13 protein-coding genes are annotated in these 24,609 nt (G+C 63.9%); 3 read left to right on the top strand and 10 right to left on the bottom strand.

From position 1 onward, the window contains the following. Window positions 1–34: 34 nt before the first annotated feature. From PFEN_RS18785 to PFEN_RS18740, 10 genes are all read right to left on the bottom strand, one after another. Window positions 35–643 carry a glutathione S-transferase gene (locus PFEN_RS18785; protein ID WP_191488305.1) on the bottom strand — a complete coding sequence of 203 codons (609 nt, stop codon included), beginning with the start codon at window positions 641–643 and terminating at the stop codon, window positions 35–37. Continuing rightward, window positions 640–4,281 carry an AAA family ATPase gene (locus PFEN_RS18780; protein ID WP_191488304.1) on the bottom strand — a complete coding sequence of 1,214 codons (3,642 nt, stop codon included), beginning with the start codon at window positions 4,279–4,281 and terminating at the stop codon, window positions 640–642. Before PFEN_RS18780 ends, PFEN_RS18785 begins: the two co-directional genes overlap by 4 nt. Beyond that, on the bottom strand, window positions 4,278–5,522 hold the full coding sequence (locus PFEN_RS18775; RefSeq protein ID WP_191488303.1) for an exonuclease SbcCD subunit D C-terminal domain-containing protein: 1,245 nt from the start codon (window positions 5,520–5,522) through the stop codon (window positions 4,278–4,280). The genes PFEN_RS18780 and PFEN_RS18775 overlap by 4 nt, the downstream gene beginning before the upstream one ends. 20 nt (window positions 5,523–5,542) lie before the next feature. Continuing rightward, on the bottom strand, window positions 5,543–7,186 hold the full coding sequence (locus PFEN_RS18770; RefSeq protein WP_191488302.1) for a BatD family protein: 1,644 nt from the start codon (window positions 7,184–7,186) through the stop codon (window positions 5,543–5,545). Beyond that, the gene (locus PFEN_RS18765; RefSeq protein WP_191488337.1) at window positions 7,183–8,955 is read right to left on the bottom strand and encodes a VWA domain-containing protein; all 1,773 of its coding nucleotides are present in this window, start codon (window positions 8,953–8,955) and stop codon (window positions 7,183–7,185) included. Before PFEN_RS18765 ends, PFEN_RS18770 begins: the two co-directional genes overlap by 4 nt. Beyond that, window positions 8,955–10,031, bottom strand: coding sequence for a vWA domain-containing protein (locus tag PFEN_RS18760; protein WP_191488301.1), 1,077 nt, complete (start codon window positions 10,029–10,031; stop codon window positions 8,955–8,957). The genes PFEN_RS18765 and PFEN_RS18760 overlap by 1 nt, the downstream gene beginning before the upstream one ends. Then, on the bottom strand, window positions 10,024–10,518 hold the full coding sequence (locus tag PFEN_RS18755) for a DUF4381 domain-containing protein (RefSeq protein WP_191488300.1): 495 nt from the start codon (window positions 10,516–10,518) through the stop codon (window positions 10,024–10,026). The genes PFEN_RS18760 and PFEN_RS18755 overlap by 8 nt, the downstream gene beginning before the upstream one ends. Beyond that, window positions 10,515–11,459 (bottom strand): DUF58 domain-containing protein, encoded by a 945-nt coding sequence (locus PFEN_RS18750; protein ID WP_191488336.1) that lies wholly within the window; start codon window positions 11,457–11,459, stop codon window positions 10,515–10,517. The genes PFEN_RS18755 and PFEN_RS18750 overlap by 4 nt, the downstream gene beginning before the upstream one ends. A gap of 7 nt (window positions 11,460–11,466) precedes the next feature. Further along, window positions 11,467–12,426 (bottom strand): AAA family ATPase, encoded by a 960-nt coding sequence (locus PFEN_RS18745; RefSeq protein WP_100942931.1) that lies wholly within the window; start codon window positions 12,424–12,426, stop codon window positions 11,467–11,469. A 222-nt stretch (window positions 12,427–12,648) separates the two neighbouring features. Beyond that, entirely contained in the window at window positions 12,649–13,005 is a 357-nt protein-coding gene (locus PFEN_RS18740) for a hypothetical protein (RefSeq protein WP_191488299.1), read from the bottom strand. A gap of 216 nt (window positions 13,006–13,221) precedes the next feature. Here PFEN_RS18740 and PFEN_RS18735 point away from each other — a divergent pair, with 216 nt between their 5' ends. From PFEN_RS18735 to PFEN_RS18725, 3 genes are all read left to right on the top strand, one after another. Next, complete coding sequence (locus PFEN_RS18735) at window positions 13,222–13,980, top strand: CDP-diacylglycerol diphosphatase (RefSeq protein ID WP_191488298.1); 759 nt, start codon at window positions 13,222–13,224, stop codon at window positions 13,978–13,980. Window positions 13,981–14,375: 395 nt separating this feature from the next. Then, window positions 14,376–19,235, top strand: coding sequence for an NAD-glutamate dehydrogenase (locus tag PFEN_RS18730; protein ID WP_191488297.1), 4,860 nt, complete (start codon window positions 14,376–14,378; stop codon window positions 19,233–19,235). Between the two features lie 249 nt (window positions 19,236–19,484). Further along, a complete protein-coding gene (locus tag PFEN_RS18725) occupies window positions 19,485–24,545 on the top strand; it encodes a dermonecrotic toxin domain-containing protein (protein ID WP_191488296.1) in 5,061 nt (1,686 codons plus the stop codon). Window positions 24,546–24,609: the final 64 nt, after the last annotated feature.

The following is a 24,609-nucleotide window of genomic DNA, read 5'->3' as shown; positions in this document are numbered from 1 at the left end:
TCGGATTGAATGCGATTAAGTGAGCAAGCCCACATCAGCGCCTGGCCATGACCGCATTGAACAGTTCCGAAGCCAGGAACTGTTCCAGCCAAGCCTGTAGATGTTTGTACGGCGCTTGCGCAAACCACACCTGATCCACATGGGCAAATTGGCGCACGAAAGGGGCGACCGCAATGTCCGCCAGGCTCAGGTGTTCGGCCAACAGATGGCCGTTACGCGCAAGCAGACCGTCCAGCTTCAAGAGGAACTGCGAACCCTGTTGCCGATAATGCTCCATGGCAAACTCCGGGTAGCGCACCGCGTACTTGTAGCGGTCCAGCCACTGTTTGAAAACCGTGTCATTTTCCTCGATCAGCAACGCCGTGGCCCGCGCCGCCGGCGGATCGCGGCCAAGCAGCCAATCCTGCGGGTCGTGTTGGGCCAGGGCCCAGTGCATGATCTCCAGACTTTCTTCGATCACCCGCCCATCGGCACAGGCCAGCACCGGCACCGTGCCCTTGCTCGACAGCGCGAGCATCTGCGCGGGCTTGTCCTTGAGACTGACTTCTTCGATATGCACCGCCACGCCCGAATAACGCAGCGCCATACGCGCGCGCATGGCGTAGGGGCAGCGGCGGAACGAATACAGGGTGGCGGAGGTCATTTCACCTCCAGGGTGCTCAGCCCGTTGCCCTGGCGCCGCACCTGGATCTGCACCGGTATCCGCTCGTGCATTTCCTGCACATGGGAAATCACCGCGACCTTGCGCCCCTGGGCTTGCAGGCCGTCCAGCGCATCCATCGCCAGTTGCAGGGACTCGGGGTCGAGGCTGCCGAAGCCTTCGTCGATAAACAGCGATTCGATCTTCAGCGTGCTCGAGGCCATCGATGCCAATCCCAATGCCAGGGCCAGCGAGACCAGGAAGGTTTCGCCACCGGACAGCGAATGCACCGAACGCAGTTCGTCGCCCATCTCGGTGTCCATCACCAACAACCCGAGCATGCTGCCGCCGCGTTTGAGGCGATAGCGCCGCACCAACTGGCGCAATTGCGTATTGGCATGGTGCACCAGCAGGTCGAGGTTGTAGGCCTGGGCCAGTTTGCGGAAGCGGTCACCGGTGGCCGAGCCGATCAGGGCATCGAGGCGCGCCCAACGCTGATATTCGCCGTAAGCCTCGGTGATCCGTTGCTGCAGCGTCTGGTTGGCGTCCTGGCGCCGCTGGTCTTCGCTCTGTTGCGCGCGCAGTTCCGCGCAATGCTGTTCGCTGGCCACCCGTAGTGCCTGCAGTTCGCTCAAGGCCGCGTCCAGCGCCGGGGCGTCGAGATTGCCATTGTGTTGGGCTTGATGTTGTTGCAGATGTTTTTCCCGCTCTTGCACCAACACCTGGGCTTGCTCGACGGCTTTTTCGCTGAGCTGCAATTGCTGGCGCAGCTGGCTGACCTGCGCATCGTCGCAAGCCAGCAGCTGTTCAAGGCCGGCGTCGTCCAGTTCGGGGTGACGGGCGCGCCAGTCCGCGACCAGCCGCGCCAGTTCCAGGCTTTCCTGTTCCAGGGCCTGGCGGCGCTCCTGGAGGGCTTTGAGGTCGGCGCCGAGCTGGATCAGTTGGCTGCCCAGCGCCTGCAACTGCTGGTTGGCCGCAGCATCGGCCTGCCGCGCCTGTTCCACCGCCTGTTCCAGCTGTTGCTGCCAGGCTTCGACGCTGGTGTGTTCGCCAATCAAACCGACCAGCTTGTGCTGGCTGGCCTGCTGCTGCTCAAGCAATACCGCGCAGCGTTGTTTCAACTGCGCGCATTGCTGCTCGCGGGTTTGCTGGCGCACCTGTTCCAGTTCGATCCGTTCCTGGCGCTCGCGCTGTTCCTGTTGTTCCTCGCGCTGTTGTTCCAGCTGGCCGAGGCGTTGCGTCACCTGTTGATCGAGGTGCATGAAGGTCGCCGCCGGATCATTGCGCAGGCCTTGCAGGGTCTCGTTCGGCAACAGGCTGGCGAAGGCCCCCAGTTCCTGTTCCAGGCGTTCTTGATCGGTACCCATCTGGCGCTGCTGATCGAGTAACTGCTGGTGCGCGGCCTGGCTGGCTTCGACGGCCGCTTGTAACTGTTGCTGGAGTCGCGCGGCGTCCTGTTGCAGGGTGAGCAGGGCGGTCTGCCGTTGCTCATCCTGGCTGATGTTCTGCTGCAATTGGTTCAACTGCTGGCTGAGCCAGGCCTCGCGGCGGGCACTGTCCTGCTCCTGCAGCGCGCCGTGCAGCGGATGCGCTTGCAGGCTTGGCGCCAGTTCCCGATGCTGCTGGGCCAATTGCTCCTGCTGGGCGAGCAGTTCTTTCTGCTGGGCAATCAGCCCGCCGACCTTTTCCCGAAGCTGGTTGAGTTTTTCCGTCAGCGTGTCGACCACCTGCCGTGCCGCGGCTTCTTCGCTCTCGTCATGGCGGCCCAGGCTCTGCAGCAGCGCCTCGGGTTGATGGTAGGGATGTTCCTGGCTGCCGCACACCGGGCAGGGTTGGTCGTCCTGCAACTGTCCGCGCAGTTCTTCGACGCTGGCACTGCGGGCCAGGCGCTGACGTTCGAGCAATTGCCGGGTAACGCTCAGGGTCTGCTCGGCGACCTTGAGTGCGTCCCGGGCTTGCAGACCCTCGCGATTGAGCTCGTCGCGTTGCTGCTGGGTGCTCTGCTGCCGCTCCTGCAACTGTTGCGCGCGTAGCTCCAACTCGCACTGGCGAGTCCACAGCCGTTGCAGTTCCTCGAAGGCGCGCAGTTGCTTGCGGTTGTCCTGCAGCAGGCTGCCGAGAATCTGGATCTGTTCGCCGACGGCGGCCGGCTCCGCCCCGGCTTCGCTGTACAGCACTTCGAGGGCGCCGCGTTGCTCGGCCAGTTGCTGGTCGGCCTGGCCGGCTCGTGCTTGCAGCTGTGCCAGCTCGCGCTGGCCCTGGTTCAGTCGATTGCCGATCAGCATCACCTGCTGCAACCGATCGCGATAGGCATGCCAGGCATCGCTCAGCGGCGCGAGGGCGGCACTGTGCTGCAACTGTTCGGCGATCTGCTCCAGGCGCGTGGCAACCTGCTGTTGTTGTTCGAGCAGGGTGCTGAGCTGCGCGTGGCCTTCGGCGCTGGCCCGTTCGGCGGCCTGTTGCTGTTGTTCGGCGGCGCCCAGGTCCTTGCCCAGGTGGGTCAGCGTGGCCTGTTCATCGAACGCCTGGCGCAGCAGTGGGGCGCTGTCGCTTTGCCGGACCAGGGCCGCATTCAAGTGATCGTGGGCACTCGAGCGGTTCTGTTGCAACTGCTGCTGACGAGCCAGCAGATCGGTCTGTTGATCGGTATGCCGTTGGATCTGCGCGGCCAGTGGCGCCAGCTGTTCCTGCAACTGGAACTGACGGGTGAACTGGTGCCGCTGCGGCGCCAGTTGTTCCAGGCGGGCGAGTTGCTGGCGCTCGGCGCTACGGGCCCGCCAGTCCTGTTCGGCGCCTTGCAGTTGTGCGACGGCGCTCTGATGCTGGTCTTGCCAGTGCAGCAGCTCCTTGAGCCAGGTGCGCTGCAACTCCAACTGCTTGAGCTGGGTTTGTTGGGCCTGGAGCCGCTGTTGGGCTTCGTTGAACTGTCGATCCAGCTCGACCCGGGCTTCAGGCGCCATGGGCGCGACGCCACCGGCCTGGTCCTGCAACTGCTTGTGGGTTTCGCGGGCCTGTTTGGTCTTGTCGAAGGCGCGGCGGCCGAGGCGGGTGTAGAGGGCGGTGTCGGTGAGCTTTTCCAGCAGTTCGCTGCGTTCGTTGTCGTCGGCCTTGAGAAAGGCGCTGAACTCGCTCTGGGCCAGCAGCACGGCGCGGGTGAACTGTTCGAAGTTCAGGCCCAGGCGGCTTTCGAGCAAGGTCTTGTATTCGCCTTTCTGGCTGGCCAGCAGTTGCTCGCTGTCCAGGTCATAGAGACTCTGGCGGCTGGCCTGCAACTTGCCGCCGGCCTTGTCCCGGGCGCGGTTGGCTTCCCAGCGGGCGCGGTAGCGGCGACCGTCGATGCCGACGAAATCCACTTCGGCAAAGCCGGCGCCGGTGCCACGGCGCAGCAGGGTACGCGGGTCGCCGGTGCCGATCTCGCCGTCGGCATCCGGCACCTTGGCATCGCGCGAGGCGTTGTGCAGGCGTGGCACGGCACCGAACAGCGCCAGGCACAAGGCATCGAGCAGGGTGCTTTTACCGGCGCCGGTGGGGCCGGTAATCGCGAACAGACCGGCGCTGGCCAAGGGTTCGGCGGTGAAATCCAGCTCGAAGGGGCCGGCCAGCGAGGCCAGGTTTTTCAGGCGGATAGCCAGGATCTTCATGGCTGTTCACCTTCCAGTTGGACTTCCTGCAACAGCAGGGCGAAGTCATTGAGGGTCGCTTCGTCCACCGGGTTGCCATAGCTGTCCTGCCAGGCACGCCTGAACAGCTCCTGCGGGCTGAGCTGGTCGAGGTTGACCAGGCCGGCGTTGCCCGTCTCACCATCAGCGTCCTTCGCCCCGGCGTATTCGGCGGCGATACGCACCAGGCGCACGGCCTTGCCTTGCAGGGCCGTTTCCACTTGCTGGCGCAGGTCCGGTTGCGGCTCATCCAGGCGCACCCGCACTTCCAGCCAGGGTTGGCGTTGCAGGTCGGCCAGCAGGTCGACATCGGGCAGTGCCGCCAGTTGTTCGAGGATCTCGGCAAGGGGCGCCGGGCCCAGGCGCTGCAGGTTCACGGCGCGGGGGATCAGGCGGCTATCGACGCTGACCAGGGTTTCGCCGTCCAGGACGATATCGAGAATCTGGTGCTGATAGGCAATTTCGGAGAATGACAGCGGAATCGGCGAGCCGCTGTAGCGCAGGCGCTCCTCGCCGTTGACCTTCTGCGGCTTGTGCAGGTGGCCGAGGGCGACATAGCTGACACTGGCGTCGAACAGGCTCGCCGGCAGCGCTTCGGCGCTGCCGATGATCAGGCTGCGTTCCGAATCCTCGGAGACCGAGCCGCCGGCCATGTGCGCGTGGCTGATGGCGACCAGGGCCTGGCCCGGCTGGCGCTTGGCGTTGGCCGCGGCGATCAGGCGCCGATGCACCTCGCCGATGCCACCCAGGTAGTTGTCGCCCAACTGCGTGCCGGTGACTTCGGCCGGGCGCAGGAAGGGCAGGGCCAGGCACCAGGCGGCAATTTCACCGTTGGCGGCGGGCAAGGGCAACAGCAGGCGCTCGCTATCGAGCTGGCCGTCGTCGAGCCACAGTACCCGGCCCAGGGCATGGGTGCGCAGGCGCCGCATCAGCGCCGCTGGCAGTTCGATACGCGAGCCGGAATCGTGGTTGCCGGCGATCATCACGATGGTCAGCAGTGGCTGCTGCTCGTGGGCACTGACGATGAAGTCGTAGAGCCGTTCCTGGGCTTTGACCGGCGGGTTGACGGTGTCGAAGATATCGCCGGCGATCAGCAGGACATCGGGCTGTTGTTGCGCGAGCTGGGTCAGCAGCCAGGTCAGAAAACAGGCGTGCTCGAAATCCCGCTCCTGGCCATGCAGGTTCTGGCCCAGATGCCAGTCGGAGGTGTGAAACAGGCGCAAGGCAAACTCCAACTTATCGATTATTTGGGGTAGAGCGGTGGCAGGCTGTTGTCGCCCGCCGGGTCCTGGAGCCGCTCGGCGGCCGGTATCGCGCGGATCGCCTTCCACAGTTCCTCACCCTGCCAATGCTGGCCGATTTCACTGTAGAGCGCGCCATTGAGGCCATCCAGCGCATCGGACAGGGTGACGAAACGCGCCGCCATATCGGCCAGGGTTTCCGGTTGCTGGCGGGCCCAGGCGTCGAGGGCCTGGCGGGTGGCCTGGGGATCGTTGGCCAGGCAACTGCGCTTGAGGTCGTCGAGCAGCGTCCGTGGGCTCGGCCCGGTCTGGGCGGCGCGGTGCACCGCCGGCTGGGAGCGGGCCCGCCACCACAAGCCGAAACCCAGCAGGGTGGTGCAGGCGAGGATCAGCGTGGCGAGCTTCCAGGCCCACAGCAGCGGCGGCTGGGGCGGTGCGTTGTTGGCGGCGCTACCCACCGGGGTGTCCACCGCCAGGCTCGGGTTGTTCGCTACTTGCAGGGTGCGCGCCGGCAAACTGCTGCGTTCCATATGGTCTTCGTGGGTATTCCACCAGACCACCTCCACCGCGGGCAGGTCGAAGCTACCGCTGTGGGTCGGGACCAGGGCCTCGCGTTCCGCGCGAGTGCCGATCAGGCCGCGATCGCTGTTCTGGTTGCTCAGTTGCGGTTGGTCCGGGTAACGCCGCAAGCCATTGAGGGTGGTCGCTGGCAGCGGCGGCAGTTGCCCGCTGGAGAGCCCTTCGGCCTTGAGGGTCAGGCTACGGGTCAGGGAGTCGCCGACCTGGCTGTGATCCGGTTCCGGGCTCCAGCTTTCGCTGAGGCTCAGGCTGCGCGCCGGCAGCCAGGGCGTCTCGGCCGGCCAGATGGCGGGCTGCGGCTTGACCCGCAGGAGCATTGGCGTCGAGCTGATGCGCATCAACTTGCCGGGTTTGGCGCCCGGGGCCTGCTGCCCCTGATTCGGCTGGACATCCACCAGGGTGGCGCTGAACACCTGCGCGGGGATCGTCAGTTCGCCGCTGTGCTGTGGGTAGATCGCATAGCGCCACTCGATGACGCCATGACGCACGCCATTGATCTGCTTTTCGTAAGTGCGCGATTCGCCCAACTGCTCGACACGGGCATCGGGGATCTGCAACGGCGTGAGGCTGCTGTCGTCATACAGCGACACCGAGTGATAGATACGCAGGGTCAGCACGGCCTGGGCCTGGACGTAGACGTTGTCCTGGTCGAGGCTGGCATCGATGAACACCGGCGCCAGGCTGTCGGCCGCTGCCTGGTCGTCGCCTTGCACCACCAGCAGGGTGATGGGCTCGCTGCTGAGCTCGCCCAGGTGCAGCTCCGGGATGACCACGCTGCCGTTTACCCTGGGGGTCAGGGTGACGATCCAGCGCGTGGTGGCCTGGTTCTCGCCGCCGAGGCTGGTCAACTGATTGACTTGACGGGTGCCGCGCACTTCGAACTGGGCTTCCAGCGGCGCCAGGTCGGGTTTGCCGAACTGGGTGACATCCTTCGACTCGAGGGTCAGCTCCACCGACTCGCCGGAGTTCAGGCGCGTACGGTCGACGCTGGCCAGCAGGCCAGCGGCATGGGCCGACAGGTTCGCGCAGAGCAGCAGCACAAGGAGCAGGGAGGAGCGCAGGGTCATCGGGTCTTGTCCTGATGGAGCTGTTGTTCGTACCAGAATTTGCGGCGCAACAATTCTCCCGGATCATCGGGGATCTGTCGCAGCCATTGTTCCAGCGCCTGGTGGCGTTCACCGTCGATGATATCGGCGGCGGCCCGCAGGGGCGGGTGGGTCGTCTGTTCGTCGCCCAGTTCGCTGCCCGGTACATCATTGCCACCGGCCTGATTGCCGGCTTGCGTGGCCTGGGCCGCGGGCGACTGATTGTTCGCGGGTGGCGCCTGTTCCGGGGCGCTGGACTCGGCGGTATTGGTGCTGGATGAGTTCGTTCCGGCCTGGGCCGCTTGGGCGGCGCTCTGTTCGCCGCCGGTTTGGGCGTTGTCGGCCTGGGCGCTGTCGCCGGTCTTGCCCGGCTCGACCGGCGGCTTGGCCTGTTTCTCCCTGAGCAACTGTTCCACCAGTGTCCGGTTCTGCAGGGCCGGTCGCAAGTCCGGCTGGCGCTCCAGGGCCTGTTCGTAGGCGTCCAGCGCCGCTTCCAGTTCGCCGCCACGGGCCAGGGCGTTGCCACGATTGTAATGGGCGTTGGCATCGTCGCTTTCGGCAAATTTCTTCGCCGCGGCGCTGTAGTCGCCGGCCTCGTAGAGGGCCAGGCCTTGCCATTGCGGGTCATCGAAATGCCCTGCGGCTTCGCGCGGGTGCTTTTGCTCCAGCAACTGCTGGCCCTGTTGGTCCGGTCGCAGCCACAGATCGATCAGTTCAAAGGCCTGGCTCGGCTGCGGGAACAGGAAGAACAACGGCAGGCAGAACAGCCAGCCACGGCGCCCGGCACAGGCGGCCAGCAGCAGGAGCGGCAGCAGCAACCAGTAACCCTGGTCAGCCCAGCTGTCGAGCTGCACGGTCTGGCCGTCCTGGCGCAGTTGCCGCGGGCCGTCCAGCAGGCCGAGGCCGCGCAGGTCGCTGTCGTCGAGGCCTGCCTGGCGGTAGCGTCCGCCGGTTTCGTCGGCGAAGTCCTTCAGGCTCTGGCTGTCGAGATGTGGCACCAGGATCATGCCCTGGGCGTCCTTGAGGAAACCACCGTTTTCCTGGGCCACCGGCGCGCCATCGCGGGTGCCGATCCCGAGGATCAGCAGGCTGTGGCGTTTGCCGTCGAGGGCCTGGCGGATACCTTGGCGCTCCTCTTCGCTGAGCGACGAGCCGATCAGCAGCAGGCGGCCCTGGCCGAGAGCGCCGCGCTCGAGCAAGCTCAGGGCTTTCTTGACCGCGAGGTCGGCGCGATGGCCGGCTTCGGGCATGATCGACGGCTTGATCGCGTCCAGCAGGTTGCGACTGGTGCCCAGGTCATCGGACAGCGGCACCAGGGTGTGGGCGCTGCCGGCGTAGACGATGATCGCGGTCTGCGCGTCGCTGCGCGCGCGCAGCAGGTCGAACAGTTTGCGCCGGGCTTGCTCCAGGCGGTTCGGCGGGAGGTCGGTGGCAAGCATGTCCGGGCTCAGTTCGAGCAGCACCACCAGCGGGTCCGAGGGCTTCTGGGTGGACTGTTCGAGCCGTTGCCAGCTCGGGCCGAGCAGGGCCAGCACGGCCAGGAACCAGGCCAGGCCGAGGGCGATCCATGGCAGCTTGCTGTCGCTGCCGCGGCCGCCACTGAGCAGCACCCGATGGAAGGCTGGCGGCAAAATCATCTGCCAGCGTCCGGTGCGTTTCTGCCGATGCCAGAGTTGCCATAGCAGCCAGCCCAGCAGCGGCAGGAGCAGCAGCCAGCCCGGGCGGAACCAGTGCGGCCAGAGTGCTTCGATCATCGACGCCTCCGTAAGCGCAAGCGTTCCAGACGCTGGCGCCATTCCGGGCGTTGCGGCAGGAACTGGCGCCGCGCCAGCCAGCGTTGCAACAGATTGTCTGGCCAGCGTGCGCGGATCACCAGTAGTACGCTCAGCAGCAGCGCCAGGCTCAGTGGCCAGTGATACAGCGCCCGGGCGGGACGGGCCTGGGTCGGCTGTTGGGCGACGGGTTCCAGTTGGTCGAGGGTCGCCTTGATGGTTTGCAGCTCCTGGCCGTCGCGGGCTCGGAAATAGCGACCGCCGGTAAGCCCGGCGATTTCCTTGAGGGCCGGCTCATCCAGGTCCATGCTCGGGTTCAAGCCGAGCATGCTCAGGCTGCCGCTCTGTTGCGGATCGGCGCCGATGCCGATGGTGTAGATCTTCACGCTTTCCTCGGCGGCCAGGCGCGCGGCGGTGATCGGATCGATTTCGCCACCGTTGTTGGCGCCGTCGGTGACCAGGATCAGCACCCGGCTTTGCGCCGGCCGCTGGCGCAGGCGCTTGATGGCCAGGCCAATGGCGTCGCCGATGGCGGTGTTCTTGCCGGCGATGCCGATTTTCGCCTCATCCAGCCAGATGCGCACGGTGCGTCGATCGAAGGTCAGCGGCGCCTGCACATAGGCCTTGCTGCCGAACAGGATCAGGCCCACGCGATCGCCTTCGCGATGTTCGAGAAAATCGCCGAGCAGGTGCTGGACCAGGCTGAGGCGGCTGACGTCCTCGTCCTGCCAGCGCATATCGGGATACTCCATGGAGCCGGACAGGTCCACCGCCACCAGCAGGTCGCGGCCGCTGGCGGCCACCGGCAGAGGGTCGCCCAGCCATTGCGGGCGCGCGGCGGCGCATAGCAGCAGCAACCAGAGCAGGGTGAACGGCAATTGCTGGCGCCAGCTCGGCAGGCTGACCCGGGCCCGGCGGCGGGCCAGGCTTTCCAGGTCACCGAGAAAGCTGATCTTCAGCGCCGCTTCGCCGCTGTCGGCTACCGGCAACAGCAGGCGCATCAGCCACGGCAGCGGTAGCAGGGCAAAGAGCCAGGGCCAGGCGAACTCAAACATGTTTGCGAATCCAGGTGTCGATCGCCTGGCTCAAACCGGCAATGGCCTTGTCGTCGAGCTTGCATTCGGGTTTGTAGGCGCCTTCCACCAGCACCATCCAGCGGGTCAGGCCGGCGGCCGGGCAGCGGTTGTCGAGAAAGGCCAGCCATTGGCGGCCATTGAGGGTGTGGCTCTGGCTGTAGGGGTAATGGTTGCGGCACAGGCGCTTGAGCAGACCGTTGAGCTGTTGCAGCCAGGCTCCGGCGGGTGCGCCGTCATAGGGTTTGGGCAACTGCGCGAGTTCCGCCAGGGCGGCCAGGCGCACCGGGTCCAGCGGCTGTTCGGCGCGGGCGAGCGGGCGTTTGGCCGGCAGGAACCGGCGCAGGTACCACACGCCGACGCCCAGCAGCGGGATCAGTAGCAGCAGTAGCCACCAGCCCGGGGCCGGTGGCCAGAAACCCTGGATCGGCGGGGTGATCAGCGGTTGCAGCTGCTCCAGGCTGCTCATGGCTGTTTCCCCGGGCGCCGCGGGTTGAGGTATTCGCGCAACTGCTCGACCATCTCGCTCTGGGTGCTCAGGGGCATCAGCAGCACCCGCAGTTTCTGCGCCAGCAACTCCCAGCGGGCAATCCGCGCTTCGCCCTGGGCACGGTAGACCTGGCGCAATTCCGGGTTCAGGGTGTCGAGTTCCAGTTGCGCGCCACGTTCGGCGAAGCGCAACAGGCCGGCGGCGGGGAGGGCATGGTCGAGGGGATCGGAGACCGGCAGCATCAGCAGGTCGCAATGGCGCGAGAGCAGGCTGAGCTGTTGTTCGGCGGCATCGCTCAGGGCCCGTTCGTCGCAGATCACGATCACCAGGCTGCCGGGACGCAGCACCTTGCGCGCGCGGATCAGCGCCAGGCCCAGGGCATTGGGCTCGGCGGCGGCTTCGGTGTGCAGCGAGTGGTTGACTCGCACCAGGCGGTTGAGCAGTTGCAACAGGCTTTGCTTGCTGCGTCGCGGTTTGATTTCGTAGTGCTCGCTGTCGCCATAGACCAGCCCGCCGATCCGGTCGTTATGGCCCAGGGCGGCCCAGCCGATCAGGCTTGCGGCCTGGGCGGCGAGCACTGACTTGAAGGTCAACCCCGAGCCGAAGAACAGTTGGCGGCTTTGTTCCACCAGGATGAAGATCGGCCGTTCGCGCTCTTCGTGGAAGAGCTTGGTGTGGGGTTCCTGGGTGCGGGCGGTGACGCGCCAGTCGATGGTGCGTACATCGTCGCCGGCCTGGTAGACCCGCACCTGGTCGAAGTCGACCCCGCGCCCGCGCAGTTTCGAGTGATGCAGGCCGATCAGCGGGCTGCGCTGGCTCGGCGTCGAGAACAGTTGCACTTCGCGCACGCGATGGCGCATCTCGATCAGTTCGGCGAGGGTAGTGCGGATGCCGGGTTCGGCGGGCAGGGGCGCGATCATTTCCGGGTCAGGCGACGGCGACGACATCGAGGATGCGTTGCACCACCCGATCCTGGTCGATCCCGGCGGCTTCGGCCTCGAACGACAGGATAATGCGGTGGCGCAGTACGTCGAACAACACCGCCTGGATATCCTCGGGACTGACGAAGTCGCGACCGGCCAGCCAGGCATGCGCCCGTGCACAACGGTCCAGGGCGATGGAGCCGCGCGGGCTGGCGCCGTAGGCAATCCACTCGGCCATCTCCGGGTCGAACTTGGCCGGCGTGCGGGTCGCCATCACCAGTTGCACCAGGTACTCCTCCACCGCATCGGCCATGTACAGGCCGAGGATTTCCTTGCGCGCGGCGAAAATCGCCTGCTGGCTGACCCGGCGCTCGGGCTTGGTTTCGCCGTTCAGGGCTTCGCCCCGGGCCTGTTGCAGAATGCGCCGTTCGACCGCGGCATCGGGAAAACCGATTTTGACGTGCATCAGGAAGCGGTCGAGCTGGGCTTCGGGCAACGGGTAGGTGCCTTCCTGCTCGATGGGGTTCTGGGTCGCCATCACCAGGAACAATGGTGACAGGTCATAGGTGCTGCGTCCGACGCTGACCTGGCGCTCGGCCATGGCCTCGAGCAGGGCCGACTGGACCTTGGCCGGAGCGCGGTTGATTTCATCCGCGAGGACCAGGTTGTGGAAGATCGGCCCTTGCTGGAATACGAAGCTGCCGGTTTCCGGGCGATAGATCTCGGTGCCGGTGATATCGGCCGGCAGCAGGTCGGGGGTGAACTGGATGCGATGGAACTGTGCTTCGATGCCTTCGGCCAACTCCTTGATGGCCTTGGTCTTGGCCAGCCCGGGGGCGCCTTCGACCAACATGTGACCGTCGGCCAGCAGCGCGATCAACAGGCGCTCGACGAGTTTTTCCTGACCGAGGATCTGCGCGGAGAGAAAGGTTCGCAGCGCCAGCAGCGCTTCACGATGTTCCATCGATGACGGTTCCTGAGAGGGGGGCCGACGGCAATCGGAGAATGCCGTGGCCGGGGGCGATACTTTAATGCATCGAGGGGGGCAGCGACTAACGGGGTTGGGGGTTTTTGTGATTTTTCGGGAAAAATCCCACGTTGTTGTAAATAAGAACCTGCGAGAAAAGTTGTTTGGCCGTGGGCCCGGGGTGGGCCGTCGGCCGAGCGCGGTCTCTGGCTGGCGCTGTCAGTTGATTTCGCTGATATAGGTGCCGGTGCCCTTGAGGATGTTCCGCAGGGTTTGCTCGACTTCCGCCAGATCGCCGGCGGCAGTGCCGTGCAGGATCTCCAGGTGATCGCTGCCATTGAGCGCATCGGTGTCGCTGGCGGCGATTTCGATCAGCAGGCGGGTGGCGCCCAGGGTGACTTTTACCCCATCCAGGGTGGACGGTTCGCCGTCGAGGGTGATTTCCAGCTCGTCCTCGTCGGGGTAGCGAGTCATCAGGAACATCTCGCCCTTGTCGCTATGGCAGCAGAGCATGGCCATGTCGTCTTCTTCGTCGTCGCAGGGGTTGGCGATGAGGTGGGCGGTGATCAGTTGCATAACGTGAGGTCCTGTTGGAATAAGGCTGGCCAGGCGCGATTCTGCCAGCCTGGCGGCTATTGTGCATGCTCGCGCGGTGGCTTGAGTCGGGGTAGCCCCTCGCCGAGGGCTGCGCTGAGTTACGTTGAAACACATTCTGCGCCAATCGGACATAAAAATAGCGGAGGTGTTGGTTTATGTTGTGACAGTTTTTATTTCTTCCGACGGGAAACTTGAATGGCTAAGTGGTTGAGAGTCTTGGCGCTGGTACTGATTGTCGCGGTGCTGGCGGGGACGTCGTGGTTGGTCTGGGGGCACGGCAACGGCAGCGCGCTCTGGCGGATCGTCAGTCAGCAATGTGTACCCTCCCAGCAGGACAAGCAGGATCCGGGGCCTTGCCTGGTGGTCGACCTGAAACAGCATTATGCCCTGCTCAAGGATCGCCAGGGACCCCTGCATGACCTGACCATCCCGACGGACAGGGTAACGGGGGTCGAGAGTCCACTGCTGCTTGAAGGCAATTCCTATGCTTTTTTCTCTAATGCCTGGCAGCAACGGGGGCGCCTTTCCGCCGAGGCGGGCAAGCCGATCAGCGACGAATTCCTGTCGTTGGCCATCAACTCCCGGTATGGCCGTTCCCAAGGGCAATTGCATATCCATCTCGCCTGCCTGCGCCCCGATATCCACAAATTGCTGGTCGAACAGGCCGCACAGGTCACCGGGGCCTGGCAGCCACTGGGCGTGAAATTGAACGGGCACGAGTACCTGGCCAAACGCCTGGGCGGCAAGGACCTGGTGCGGGAAGATCCGTTCAAGGTGTTGAACCAGTATGTTCGCCAGCAAGGCGACAGCATGTCCCACTACGGCCTGGCGCTGGTGGTGGCGCCCGGGGGCGACCTGCTGTTGCTGGCCAATCGCTTGAGCTTCGGCGATTTCAACTTCGGCTCGGCCGGTGAAATTCAGGACTATGATTGTGCGTTGCTGAATACCCCTTGAGCAGGGCTTGGCTCCGCCCCACGGAAGATGGTCGTGTACTTGGCCGGGCGGGGTGGTGAGGCGCGGGCGCTCAGGGCGAACGTTTTCCTCCGGATCTTCTGTTGCGCTACCTAGCTATGTCCGAATATGTCGCAGCGCTGCAAGCAGCGGCGTTCACGCACTCGTTAAGCTGCGCAACGGAGTGTCACCCGCGAAAACACGGCCTGTGCATCCGGCCGTGGTGGTGGTGTGCGACTATCTTGAACGTGAATGTGACCCCTGGGTCGCGGCCAGCTTCATCAACCTGTCACTCTGCACTGCCCAGCTGTACCCTGCAGAGTGATGCAGGTCCCCTTTTCCGGGGAAGAAAACGCGACGCTTCTCTCTATATAACAAGCCCAAGCGGAGTACCACAGATGGCGTTCTTCACCGCAGCCAGCAAAGCCGACTTCCAGCACCAACTGCAGGCGGCACTGGCGCAGCACATCAACGAACAGGCACTGCCACAAGTGGCGCTGTTCGCTGAGCAGTTCTTTGGCATCATTTCCCTGGACGAGCTGACCCAGCGCCGGCTCTCCGATCTCGCCGGCTGCACCCTCTCGGCCTGGCGTCTGCTGGAGCGTTTCGACCACACCCAGCCGCAGGTTCGCGCCTACAACCCGGATTACGAGCGCCATGGCTGGCAGTCGACTCACACCGCCGTCGAGGTCCTGCACCCCGACCTGCCGTTCCTGGTCGACTCGGTCCGCACCGAACTGAACCGCCGCGGCTACAGCATCCACACCCTGCAAACCACCGTGCTGAGCGTGCGTCGCGGCAGCAAGGGCGAATTGCTCGAAATCCTGCCCAAGGGCACCCAGGGCGAGGGGATCGACAAAGAATCCCTGATGTACCTGGAAATCGATCGCAGCGCCAACGCCGCCGAACTGAGCGTGCTGTCCAAGGAGCTGGAACAGGTCCTCACCGAAGTGCGTGTCGCCGTCGCCGACTTCGAACCGATGAAGACCAAGGTCCAGGAGCTGCTGGTCAGCATCGACGCCAGCCAGTTTGCCATCGACCCGGAAGAAAAGGCCGAGATCAAGACCTTCCTGCAGTGGCTGGTGGACAACCATTTCACCTTCCTCGGCTACGAAGAGTTCGTGGTCCGTGACGAGCAGGACGGCGGTCATATCGAATACGACGCCAATTCCTTCCTCGGCCTGACCAAGTTGCTGCGCGCCGGCCTGACCCCCGATGACACCCGCATCGAAGACTACGCCGTCAACTACCTGCGCGAACCGACGCCGCTGTCGTTCGCCAAGGCCGCACACCCGAGCCGTGTGCACCGCAATGCCTACCCGGACTATGTCTCGATCCGTGAGATCGACGCCGCCGGCAAGGTCATCAAGGAATGCCGCTTCATGGGTCTCTACACCTCCACGGTGTACGGCGAAAGCGTGCGAGTGATCCCTTATATCCGCCGCAAGGTCGCCGAAGTCGAGCGTCGCTCGGGCTTCCAGGCCAAGGCCCACCTGGGCAAGGAGCTGGCCCAGGTTCTTGAAGTGCTGCCCCGCGACGACCTGTTCCAGACTCCGGTGGACGAGCTGTTCAACACCGTGATGTCGATCGTGCAGATCCAGGAACGCAACAAGATCCGCGTGTTCCTGCGCAAGGACCCGTATGGTCGCTTCTGCTACTGCCTGGCCTATGTGCCGCGTGACGTCTACTCCACCGAAGTGCGGCAGAAGATCCAGCAGGTGCTGATGGATCGCCTGAAGGCCACCGACTGCGAGTTCTGGACCTTCTTCTCCGAATCCGTACTGGCCCGTGTGCAACTGATCCTGCGGGTCGACCCGAAGAACCGCCTCGATATCGACCCGCTGCAACTGGAAAACGAAGTGATCCAGGCTTGCCGCAGTTGGCAGGACGACTACAAGAGCCTGGTGGTCGAAGGCTTCGGCGAGGCCCAGGGCACCAACGTGCTGGCGGACTTCCCGAAAGGCTTCCCGGCCGGCTACCGCGAGCGCTTCGCCGCGCACTCGGCCGTGGTCGACATGCAGCACCTGCTCAGCCTGAACGACAGCAATCCGTTGGTGATGAGCTTCTACCAGCCACTGGGCCAGGTTTCCGGCCAGCGCGAGCTGCACTGCAAGCTGTATCACGCCGACACGCCGCTGGCCCTGTCCGACGTCCTGCCGATCCTGGAAAACCTCGGCCTGCGCGTGCTCGGTGAGTTCCCGTATCGCCTGCGGCACCACAATGGCCGCGAGTTCTGGATCCATGACTTCGCCTTCACCGCCGCCGAAGGCCTGGACCTGGATATCCAGCAGCTCAACGACACCCTGCAGGATGCCTTTGTCCACATCGTGCGTGGCGATGCCGAGAACGACGCGTTCAACCGCCTGGTGCTGACCGCCGGCCTGCCATGGCGCGACGTGGCACTGCTGCGTGCCTACGCCCGGTATCTGAAGCAGATCCGCCTGGGCTTCGACCTGGGTTACATCGCCAGTACCCTGAACAACCACACCGACATCGCCCGCGAGTTGACCCGGTTGTTCAAGACCCGTTTCTACCTGGCCCGCAAGCTCAGCGTCGAAGACCTCGACGACAAGCAGCAGCGCCTGGAGCAAGCGATCCTCAGCGCCCTGGACGACGTCCAGGTCCTGAACGAAGACCGCATCCTGCGTCGCTACCTCGACCTGATCAAGGCGACCCTGCGGACCAACTTCTACCAGACCGACGCCAACGGCCAGAACAAGTCGTACTTCAGCTTCAAGTTCAACCCGCACGCGATTCCCGAGTTGCCCAAGCCGGTACCGAAGTTCGAGATCTTCGTCTACTCGCCACGGGTCGAGGGCGTGCACCTGCGTTTCGGCAACGTTGCCCGCGGCGGCCTGCGCTGGTCGGACCGTGAAGAAGACTACCGCACCGAAGTCCTGGGCCTGGTCAAGGCCCAGCAAGTGAAAAACTCGGTGATCGTGCCGGTGGGTGCGAAGGGCGGCTTCCTGCCGCGTCGCCTGCCACTGGGTGGCGGTCGTGACGAGATCGCGGCCGAAGGCATCGCCTGCTACCGCATCTTCATCTCGGGCCTGTTGGACATTACCGACAACCTGAAAGACGGCGCCCTGGTGCCGCCGGTCAATGTCGTGCGCCATGACAACGATGACCCCTACCTGGTGGTGGCGGCGGACAAGGGCACCGCGACCTTCTCCGACATCGCCAATGGCATTGCCATCGACTATGGCTTCTGGCTCGGCGACGCCTTCGCTTCCGGCGGCTCGGCCGGCTACGACCACAAGAAAATGGGCATCACCGCCAAGGGCGCGTGGGTGGGTGTACAGCGCCACTTCCGTGAGCGGGGCATCAACGTCCAGGAAGACAGCATCACCGTGGTCGGCATCGGCGACATGGCTGGCGACGTGTTCGGCAACGGCCTGTTGATGTCCGACAAGCTCAAGCTGGTCGCGGCCTTCAACCACCTGCACATCTTCATCGATCCGAACCCGGAACCCGCCAGCAGCTTCGCCGAGCGCCAGCGCTTGTTCGATCTGCCGCGTTCGGCCTGGTCGGACTACGACGCCAGCCTCATGTCCGAAGGCGGCGGCATCTTCTCGCGCAGCGCGAAGAGCATCGCGATTTCCCCGCAGATGAAAGAACGCTTCGACATCCAGGCCGACAAGCTGACTCCGACCGAACTGCTCAATGCCTTGCTCAAGGCTCCGGTGGATCTGTTGTGGAACGGCGGTATCGGTACCTACGTCAAGGCCAGCAGCGAGAGCCACGCCGATGTCGGCGACAAGGCCAACGATGCACTGCGGGTGAACGGCAACGAACTGCGCTGCAAGGTGGTGGGCGAGGGCGGTAACCTGGGCATGACCCAGCTCGGCCGTGTCGAGTTCGGTCTCAATGGCGGCGGTTCCAACACCGACTTCATCGACAACGCCGGTGGCGTGGACTGCTCCGACCACGAAGTGAACATCAAGATCCTGCTCAACGAAGTGGTGCAGGCCGGCGATATGACCGAGAAGCAGCGCAACCAGCTGCTCGGCAGCATGACCGATGAAGTCGGCGGCCTGGTCTTGGGCAACAACTACAAGCAGACCCAGGCACTGTCCCTGGCGGCCCGTCGCGCGGTCGATCGGATTGCCGAGTACAAGCGCCTGATGGGCGACCTGGAAGCCCGTGGCAAGCTGGACCGGGCCATCGAGTTCCTGCCGTCGGAAGAGCAACTGGCCGAACGCGTTGCGGCAGGCCATGGCCTGACCCGCGCCGAGCTGTCGGTGCTGATCTCCTACAGCAAGATCGACCTCAAGGCGGCGTTGCTCGAATCCAAGGTGCCGGATGACGAGTACCTGACCCGCGACATGGAAACCGCGTTCCCACCGATGCTGGTGAGCAAGTTCGCCGAGGCCATGCGCCGTCACCGCCTCAAGCGCGAGATCGTCAGCACCCAGATCGCCAACGACCTGGTCAACCACATGGGCATCACCTTCGTGCAGCGCCTGAAGGAGTCCACCGGCATGAGCCCGGCGAACGTGGCCGGCGCCTATGTGATCGTGCGTGACATCTTCCACCTCCCGCATTGGTTCCGCCAGATCGAAGCCCTGGACTACAAGGTCTCGGCCGAGACCCAGCTGGAGCTGATGGATGAGCTGATGCGCCTGGGCCGTCGCGCCACGCGCTGGTTCCTGCGCAGCCGTCGCAACGAGCAGGATGCCGCCCGTGACGTGGCGCACTTCGGTCCGCACCTGGCGGCGTTGGGCCTCAAGCTCGACGAACTGCTGGAAGGCCCGACCCGGGACGTCTGGCAGGCTCGTTACCAGGCCTATGTCCAGGCCGGTGTACCGGAGTTGCTGGCCCGCATGGTCGCCGGTACCACGCACCTGTACACCCTGTTGCCGATCATCGAAGCGGCCGATGTCACCGGTCACGACGCCGCCGAAGTGGCCAAGGCCTACTTCGCGGTGGGCAGTGCCCTGGACCTGACCTGGTACTCCCAGCAGATCAGCGACCTGCGCGTGACCAACAACTGGCAGGCCCAGGCCCGTGAAACCTTCCGCGACGATGTGGACTGGCAGCAGCGAGCGATCACCATCTCGGTGCTGAAGCTGGCCGATGCGCCGCAAGACATGGAGGCCCGCGTGGCCCTGTGGCTGGAGCGCAACGCGAGCATGGCCGAGCGCTGGCGTTCGATGCTGGTGGAAATCCGTGCCGCCGTCGGCACTGACTACGCCATGTACGCGGTAGCCAACCGTGAACTGATGGACTTGGCGTTGAGCGGTCAGTCAGGGTTGTAATGGACTGACGTCGTTGCTTTGAAAGAAGGCCCTGCCTCTCGCGAGACAGGGTCTTTTTTTTGCCTGGAAAATACCCCGGCAAGGTCAAGGGTGTTTGAACGTAATAGCTCGGGAAAAAAAGGCGGTGATTATCTGTTTTATAAGTGAATAGTTCTGATGGGATATTTAGTGGGGCATTTAATTATTTAAACTTTTTCCTGAAGGCCTGGAGGTAAGGTCAAACGTCGAAGTTATCCAAGGTTTGTGAATATGGCTGTTTCTATGCTGGATGAGGCGGATGTTAGCGTGCCTCTTGGTGTCGCGGATTATTATGCGGCGGTGGAAAACTGGCTGCCGGACTGGTTGAAGAGTGCGACTGTCGACAAGCGCCGTTCTTACGTCGATAACATGCGCCGGCGGCAGGCCGATAAAGCTGACCTGGCGGCGTATCTGCGGGGGTTGCAGACTCCGGAAGCCTTCTCCGCGCCGCGCTTGCAAGAGGCTCTGGACCGAGAGTTCGGAGCGGGTCTGGATGTCCAGCGGGACAGACTCAGGCACGTTCATATAACGGCGGCGGCAACGATACTCACGCCCCGCGAGCAAACGGAGACAGAACTGACGTTATTGCAGGCGGCCCTGCAGAATTTCGAGAAACATGAGACGACTCATTTCGGGTTTGATCGAGGTTCGCAAATTATCCGCAAAAATCGGAATGCTCTGAAAAAACCGCTGACCCCGCAGGGATTCGCGGGATTATGTCGGCGTCTGGATCTGGGCGGGCAGTACAAGAAACATATTGAGTCTTTCCTGTTACGCAAGAACGCATCGGGTAAACCAGATGCTGAATTTCGTCGATTGTTCGTGGCCAATGAGCGGTCCGGGCTGGCGGTGCAGGCCGATATCGCCCTGATGAAAGGGCATATAGACGAGGCGGCCTACCGCATGCTCGAGGGGCTGGTCAGCGGAGACGCGCCTCCCGCCTGGGGCTCGGGGAGTGTGCAGTGTTTCGACGTGACGATGCTCGATGCCAGTATTCCGGGCAGTGGCTATCGAGGTGCGTTGCTCAAAGGCGTGTTACTGATCCGCTCCGAGACCTGGCAAACGACCGACGAGCGACCCTGTGTGGTGTATTTGTCCGGTGACCCGGAGCAGGCGCTCAAGCAATACCCGAACCTGGCAGCTTTCGAAGATGACTTGCGACGCAGGTTGCGGGACCCGGACTTTCGGCGCAGCTTCCGGCGCCATATCCACTTGCGCAGCCAGCCGATATTTTTCACCACCCTTGAGGAGCGGCTCAATCCACCGCATCCGGGGACGGGACCGCGTGTGCCTGATGAGCGGGCGCCGTTGCGGCTCAAGATCACGGCCATGCTGGATGATCCTTTCTCCGAGCTCCATGGGCAGCATGTGGTCAGGATGCTCGACGATGCAGACGTGCTGGCGGTGTCGACCGATGCCGAAGACAGGAAGACGCGCCAAGCGCGTTGGCAGGCGTTCCTGAATTGGGGGGTCAACTTACTGTTTTTTGTGCCGGGCCTGGGGGAGGCGATGTTGGCGGTGGCCGGCGCCCAACTGCTCGTTCAGCTCTACGAGGGGGTTGAAGAATGGGAACATGGCGACAAGAAACAGGCGGTGTCGACCTTTCTCGGCGTGGTGCTGACCCTGGAGCTGGGGGCCTTCATGCAGGTGGTGGCCGCTGACAATCAAGCGGCTGCCTTCATCAATACACTCAAGCACGTCAAGATGCCCGACGGTGAAGTCCGATTGTGGAAAGCCGACCTCAAGCCGTACCGGCATGCCCCGGCGTTGCCCGAAGGACTCAAGGTCGACGAGTCCGGACTCTACCTGCACGACTCCGGCGCTTATCTGCCGTTCGAGGGCGCCTACTACAAGCTCAGGCCGGGCCGGTTCACCCATGAGTACCATGCCGAACACCCAACCCGCAGCACCTATGAACCCCTCTTCAGGCATAACGGTTCAGGTGCCTGGGTACACGAGCTGGAGGACCCGCTGAGCTGGGACGAACACCTGTTGTTCGAGCGCCTGGGCGTCGATTTCCAGTCCGTGAGTTGGGAACGGGTCAGGCAGATCATGACGGTCAGTGGCGTCGAGGCCGATGCCTTGCGTCCGGTCTATGTGGATCAGATAAGGACGCCGGCACTGCTCGGCGATACGGTGGCGCGCTTCAGGCTTGATAGTGATATCCAGCGCTTTATCCAGACCGGTACAAGCAACGGTGGCGTGATTGATTGGGGGATCCAGGAGCAACTGCTGGAGAGCTTTTGGCCTGTTTCGAAGGTGCTGCGGTTTCTCGAGGCCGATGGGCGGGTTTTGAAAGAGTACGGTCCCGCGGATAAAACCGGTCTGCCAGTGGTGTCGGTCAGCGACAGCCAGATACGTGACGGACATCTGCTGGACGTGGTGCTGCGCGGGCTTGATTCGCAGGAGGTCGATACGCTGCTCGGACGACCGCCGGGCGAGCCACGCCTGACTGAGGCGCAACAACGGTCGGCGCTGCACAAGCGACTGGTTGCCGAGGCGCAAAACCAGCGTGGTGCGCTGTTGGAAAATTATTACGAGTTTCGTACCCGCTCCACGAATCCCGTCGTCGCTTTGCTCAGGCGCCCATTTCCCGGCCTGCCGACGATGGTTGCCGACGAGGTGGTCAGCGCGGCCGAGGGTTATGAACTCGATTTGTTGGTGGCTGGCAAGGTGCCACTACGATTGGCGGAGGAATGCCACTGGTATGTGCAGCAGGTACGTATCGCCCGGGCCTATGAGGGCATGTTCCTCGAATCGTCGGTCGGCCTGGATGCCGACCGCTTGTTTCTGCATTCCCTGGAAACTTTGCCGGGTTGGTCGAAAGGGTTGCGTGTCGAGCTCTACGAACCTTCCAAGTTGGCACCGGGTGGTTTCCGGCTGATCGACAGCCTGGGGCCGCCGGCCTCGACTGAAAACCGACTGGCGCTGATCCGCCAGTCCACCGGCTATCTGATCGAGGGTGAGGTCGGGTTGGCCGCGCCGCCGCCGGGCAACCTTCAGGCCACCTTGTTGCGGGCCCTGCCGGACAACGTGCTCAAGTCCCTGGGCTTCTCACGCGCCACTCCGCCGCCGCAGCTCAAGCGAGCGGTGGTACAACGCCTGGCGTTGTCCCGCGAGCGGATTCGGACGTTATTGAAGATGCCTCCGATCAGGCCGGGATTCAGGTCGCCGATGAGGCTGAGCGACGGGCGGATCGGTTACCCCCTCGGGGGACAGCGACAGAGTACCCTGGCCGGAGTCCCGAGACATATCAGGCGGCTGGTGGACAAGCTCTATCCCGGCAGGGACCTGGAGGAGGTTCGGCGCTTGCTGACTCTGGAGGGGCGGGATGACGGGGTCTTTCTGGAGGTCCTCGAGAGGCGGCAGACCGATTACCGCACATTGAAGTTGGCACTGCAGTACTGGCGGCTGAATCCCGAGTACGAAAGCGCGCACGGCGGGGTGGCTGGCTGGCATGTCAATACCGTCTCCAAAAGAGCCGTGGTGGAACGGATAAAACAATGTTGGCGCCGGGAGTCGCCGCCCGTACTCGACTCTGCGGGGCAGGTGTTGGGATATGAGTTGGATCTGTGCGGGACAAGCTTGCTGAAACTGCCTGGGTTGGAGGAGGATTTCGCGCATGTGGTCTCATTGAAACTGGATCTGGTGGGACTTCGAGAGCGCAATGATCTCAATGAGTTTCTCACGCGTTTTCCCAAGCTGCGTCGATTGCAGATCACCGGCGGCCGGCTTACGCAGTTGCCGTCGAGCCTTGGCCGGATGAGCGAATTGAGCAACTTGCAGCTCAATGGCAACCGCATCGCCTGGACCCCGGCCCTGGGCGGGCAACTGCGGAGCTTGAGTAGGCTGAGGCGCTTGAACCTGAACAGCAATCCCCTGGGAATCTTCGATGCCCGGGGGATGCCCGGACTACGGGCGCTCCAGTTGCAACGTAGCCAGCTCTCCGCTTGGCCGCCCGGGACGCTGGAGTTGCTTGATCTGGTGCTGCTTGATGTCGAGGGAAACCGCCTGACCTCTCTCCCCGGGGACTTTTATGCCTTGAGCAGCCAGAGGATGAGGACGATCCTGCTTTACGGTAATCCGCTGGATGAGGTGACAAGACAAAACATCAGTATGTTCCGTGATCGGCCCTCGATACGCTTTACGTTGCCGGGGGACGTGGGCCTCGTAGAGGGGGTGCCGAACCTGCTTCCCGTGGTGGAGAGTTGGTTGGACAGCAGCTTCTCGGTCGAGGAGCAGGAGCGCAGAAGGCTGTTGTGGGAACTGATCGCCCATGAGCCCGGGCACGAAACCTTCCTCGCCGCCATTGCCGCGTTGCGTCAGTCAGCTGACTATCGCCTCGAATTCCGCGCGCAGTTGACCCGCCGGGTCTGGCGGATGATCGAGGCAGCGGCCCGCGACAGCACCCTGCGTCGGGCCCTGTTTGACTGGACAACCGACCTGGAGACCTGTGCCGACGGCTTTACCGAGGTCTTCAGTCGGCTGGGCGCCGAGGTGCTGTTGTACGAAGCGCGCGGCTTGACGGGACAGGCCAGGGAAACGGCATATCTGGAGTTGGCCGAGGGGCGCGCGCGACTGGGACGCTTGAATGACATCGCGAAAGTCGAGACCGCCAATCAGCAGATCGCCAGGGCGGGGCGGATAGAGGCGGCCAGGAGCGATGCGATAAGCCAGGCCAGGGCCCGCCAGGCCAGTGAGGCCGACATCGAGGACGCTGGAAGTCTGGCGGCCAGGCTGGCTGACGAGCGCTGGCCTGGCGTCGATGAAGTCGAGATTTTCCTCGCTTATCGTGTCGATCTCGCCGATCGGCTGGCCCTCCCTTGGCAGCCTATGTCGATGTTGTATCGCGGGACCAGCAATGTCACCACGGATATGACCCGGGAGGCGGGAAACCGCATATTGGCCGCCGAGGACACCCTGGACCAGCGGGTTGCGCTGTTGCTTGAACAACCGTTGTGGATGGACTACCTGGAAGCGTTGCCCGAGGTGAAACGCTATGCCCGGGTCGCCCAGGAGCGGTTGCAGGAGCTGGAAGATCTGAGGGCGGCGCTGGAGGACCTGGCGCGGCACCCACAAGCCTCGGAGCGGGCGGAGTGGACAAGGACGGTGCAGCGTACGGCGGCGACCTTGGGCATTGCCCGGGCAGACCTTCCCGTGGGCCAGGAAATGAGCGAGGCGCTGTACGCGCGTGCGCTCGAGACAATCGGGCAGGAACGAAAAAATGGCTTGGAACAGCTTAGCCGCGAGGCATTGGCGCGAGTGCGGACCGTCGAGAGTTCCGACCTGTAGAGCCTGATCGGAGTGCTCCGGCCCTCGAAAAGCTTGTCCGGTGCCTGCCACAAGGGTGGGCGCC

This window comes from Pseudomonas sp. FEN, assembly GCF_904067045.1.
Classification (GTDB): domain Bacteria; phylum Pseudomonadota; class Gammaproteobacteria; order Pseudomonadales; family Pseudomonadaceae; genus Aquipseudomonas.
The sequence above is the reverse complement of the archived record's forward strand: the minus strand, read 5'-3'. Positions and strand labels throughout refer to the sequence as shown.

Coding starts and splice junctions, on each gene's coding strand:
- PFEN_RS18745 (WP_100942931.1), bottom strand. CDS start 12,426: ATGGAACATCGTGAAGCGCTGCTGGCGCTGCGAACCTTTCTCTCCGCG.
- PFEN_RS18780 (WP_191488304.1), bottom strand. CDS start 4,281: ATGAAGATCCTGGCTATCCGCCTGAAAAACCTGGCCTCGCTGGCCGGC.
- PFEN_RS18785 (WP_191488305.1), bottom strand. CDS start 643: ATGACCTCCGCCACCCTGTATTCGTTCCGCCGCTGCCCCTACGCCATG.
- PFEN_RS18770 (WP_191488302.1), bottom strand. CDS start 7,186: ATGACCCTGCGCTCCTCCCTGCTCCTTGTGCTGCTGCTCTGCGCGAAC.
- PFEN_RS18735 (WP_191488298.1), top strand. CDS start 13,222: ATGGCTAAGTGGTTGAGAGTCTTGGCGCTGGTACTGATTGTCGCGGTG.
- PFEN_RS18760 (WP_191488301.1), bottom strand. CDS start 10,031: ATGTTTGAGTTCGCCTGGCCCTGGCTCTTTGCCCTGCTACCGCTGCCG.
- PFEN_RS18725 (WP_191488296.1), top strand. CDS start 19,485: ATGGCTGTTTCTATGCTGGATGAGGCGGATGTTAGCGTGCCTCTTGGT.
- PFEN_RS18730 (WP_191488297.1), top strand. CDS start 14,376: ATGGCGTTCTTCACCGCAGCCAGCAAAGCCGACTTCCAGCACCAACTG.
- PFEN_RS18750 (WP_191488336.1), bottom strand. CDS start 11,459: ATGATCGCGCCCCTGCCCGCCGAACCCGGCATCCGCACTACCCTCGCC.
- PFEN_RS18755 (WP_191488300.1), bottom strand. CDS start 10,518: ATGAGCAGCCTGGAGCAGCTGCAACCGCTGATCACCCCGCCGATCCAG.
- PFEN_RS18740 (WP_191488299.1), bottom strand. CDS start 13,005: ATGCAACTGATCACCGCCCACCTCATCGCCAACCCCTGCGACGACGAA.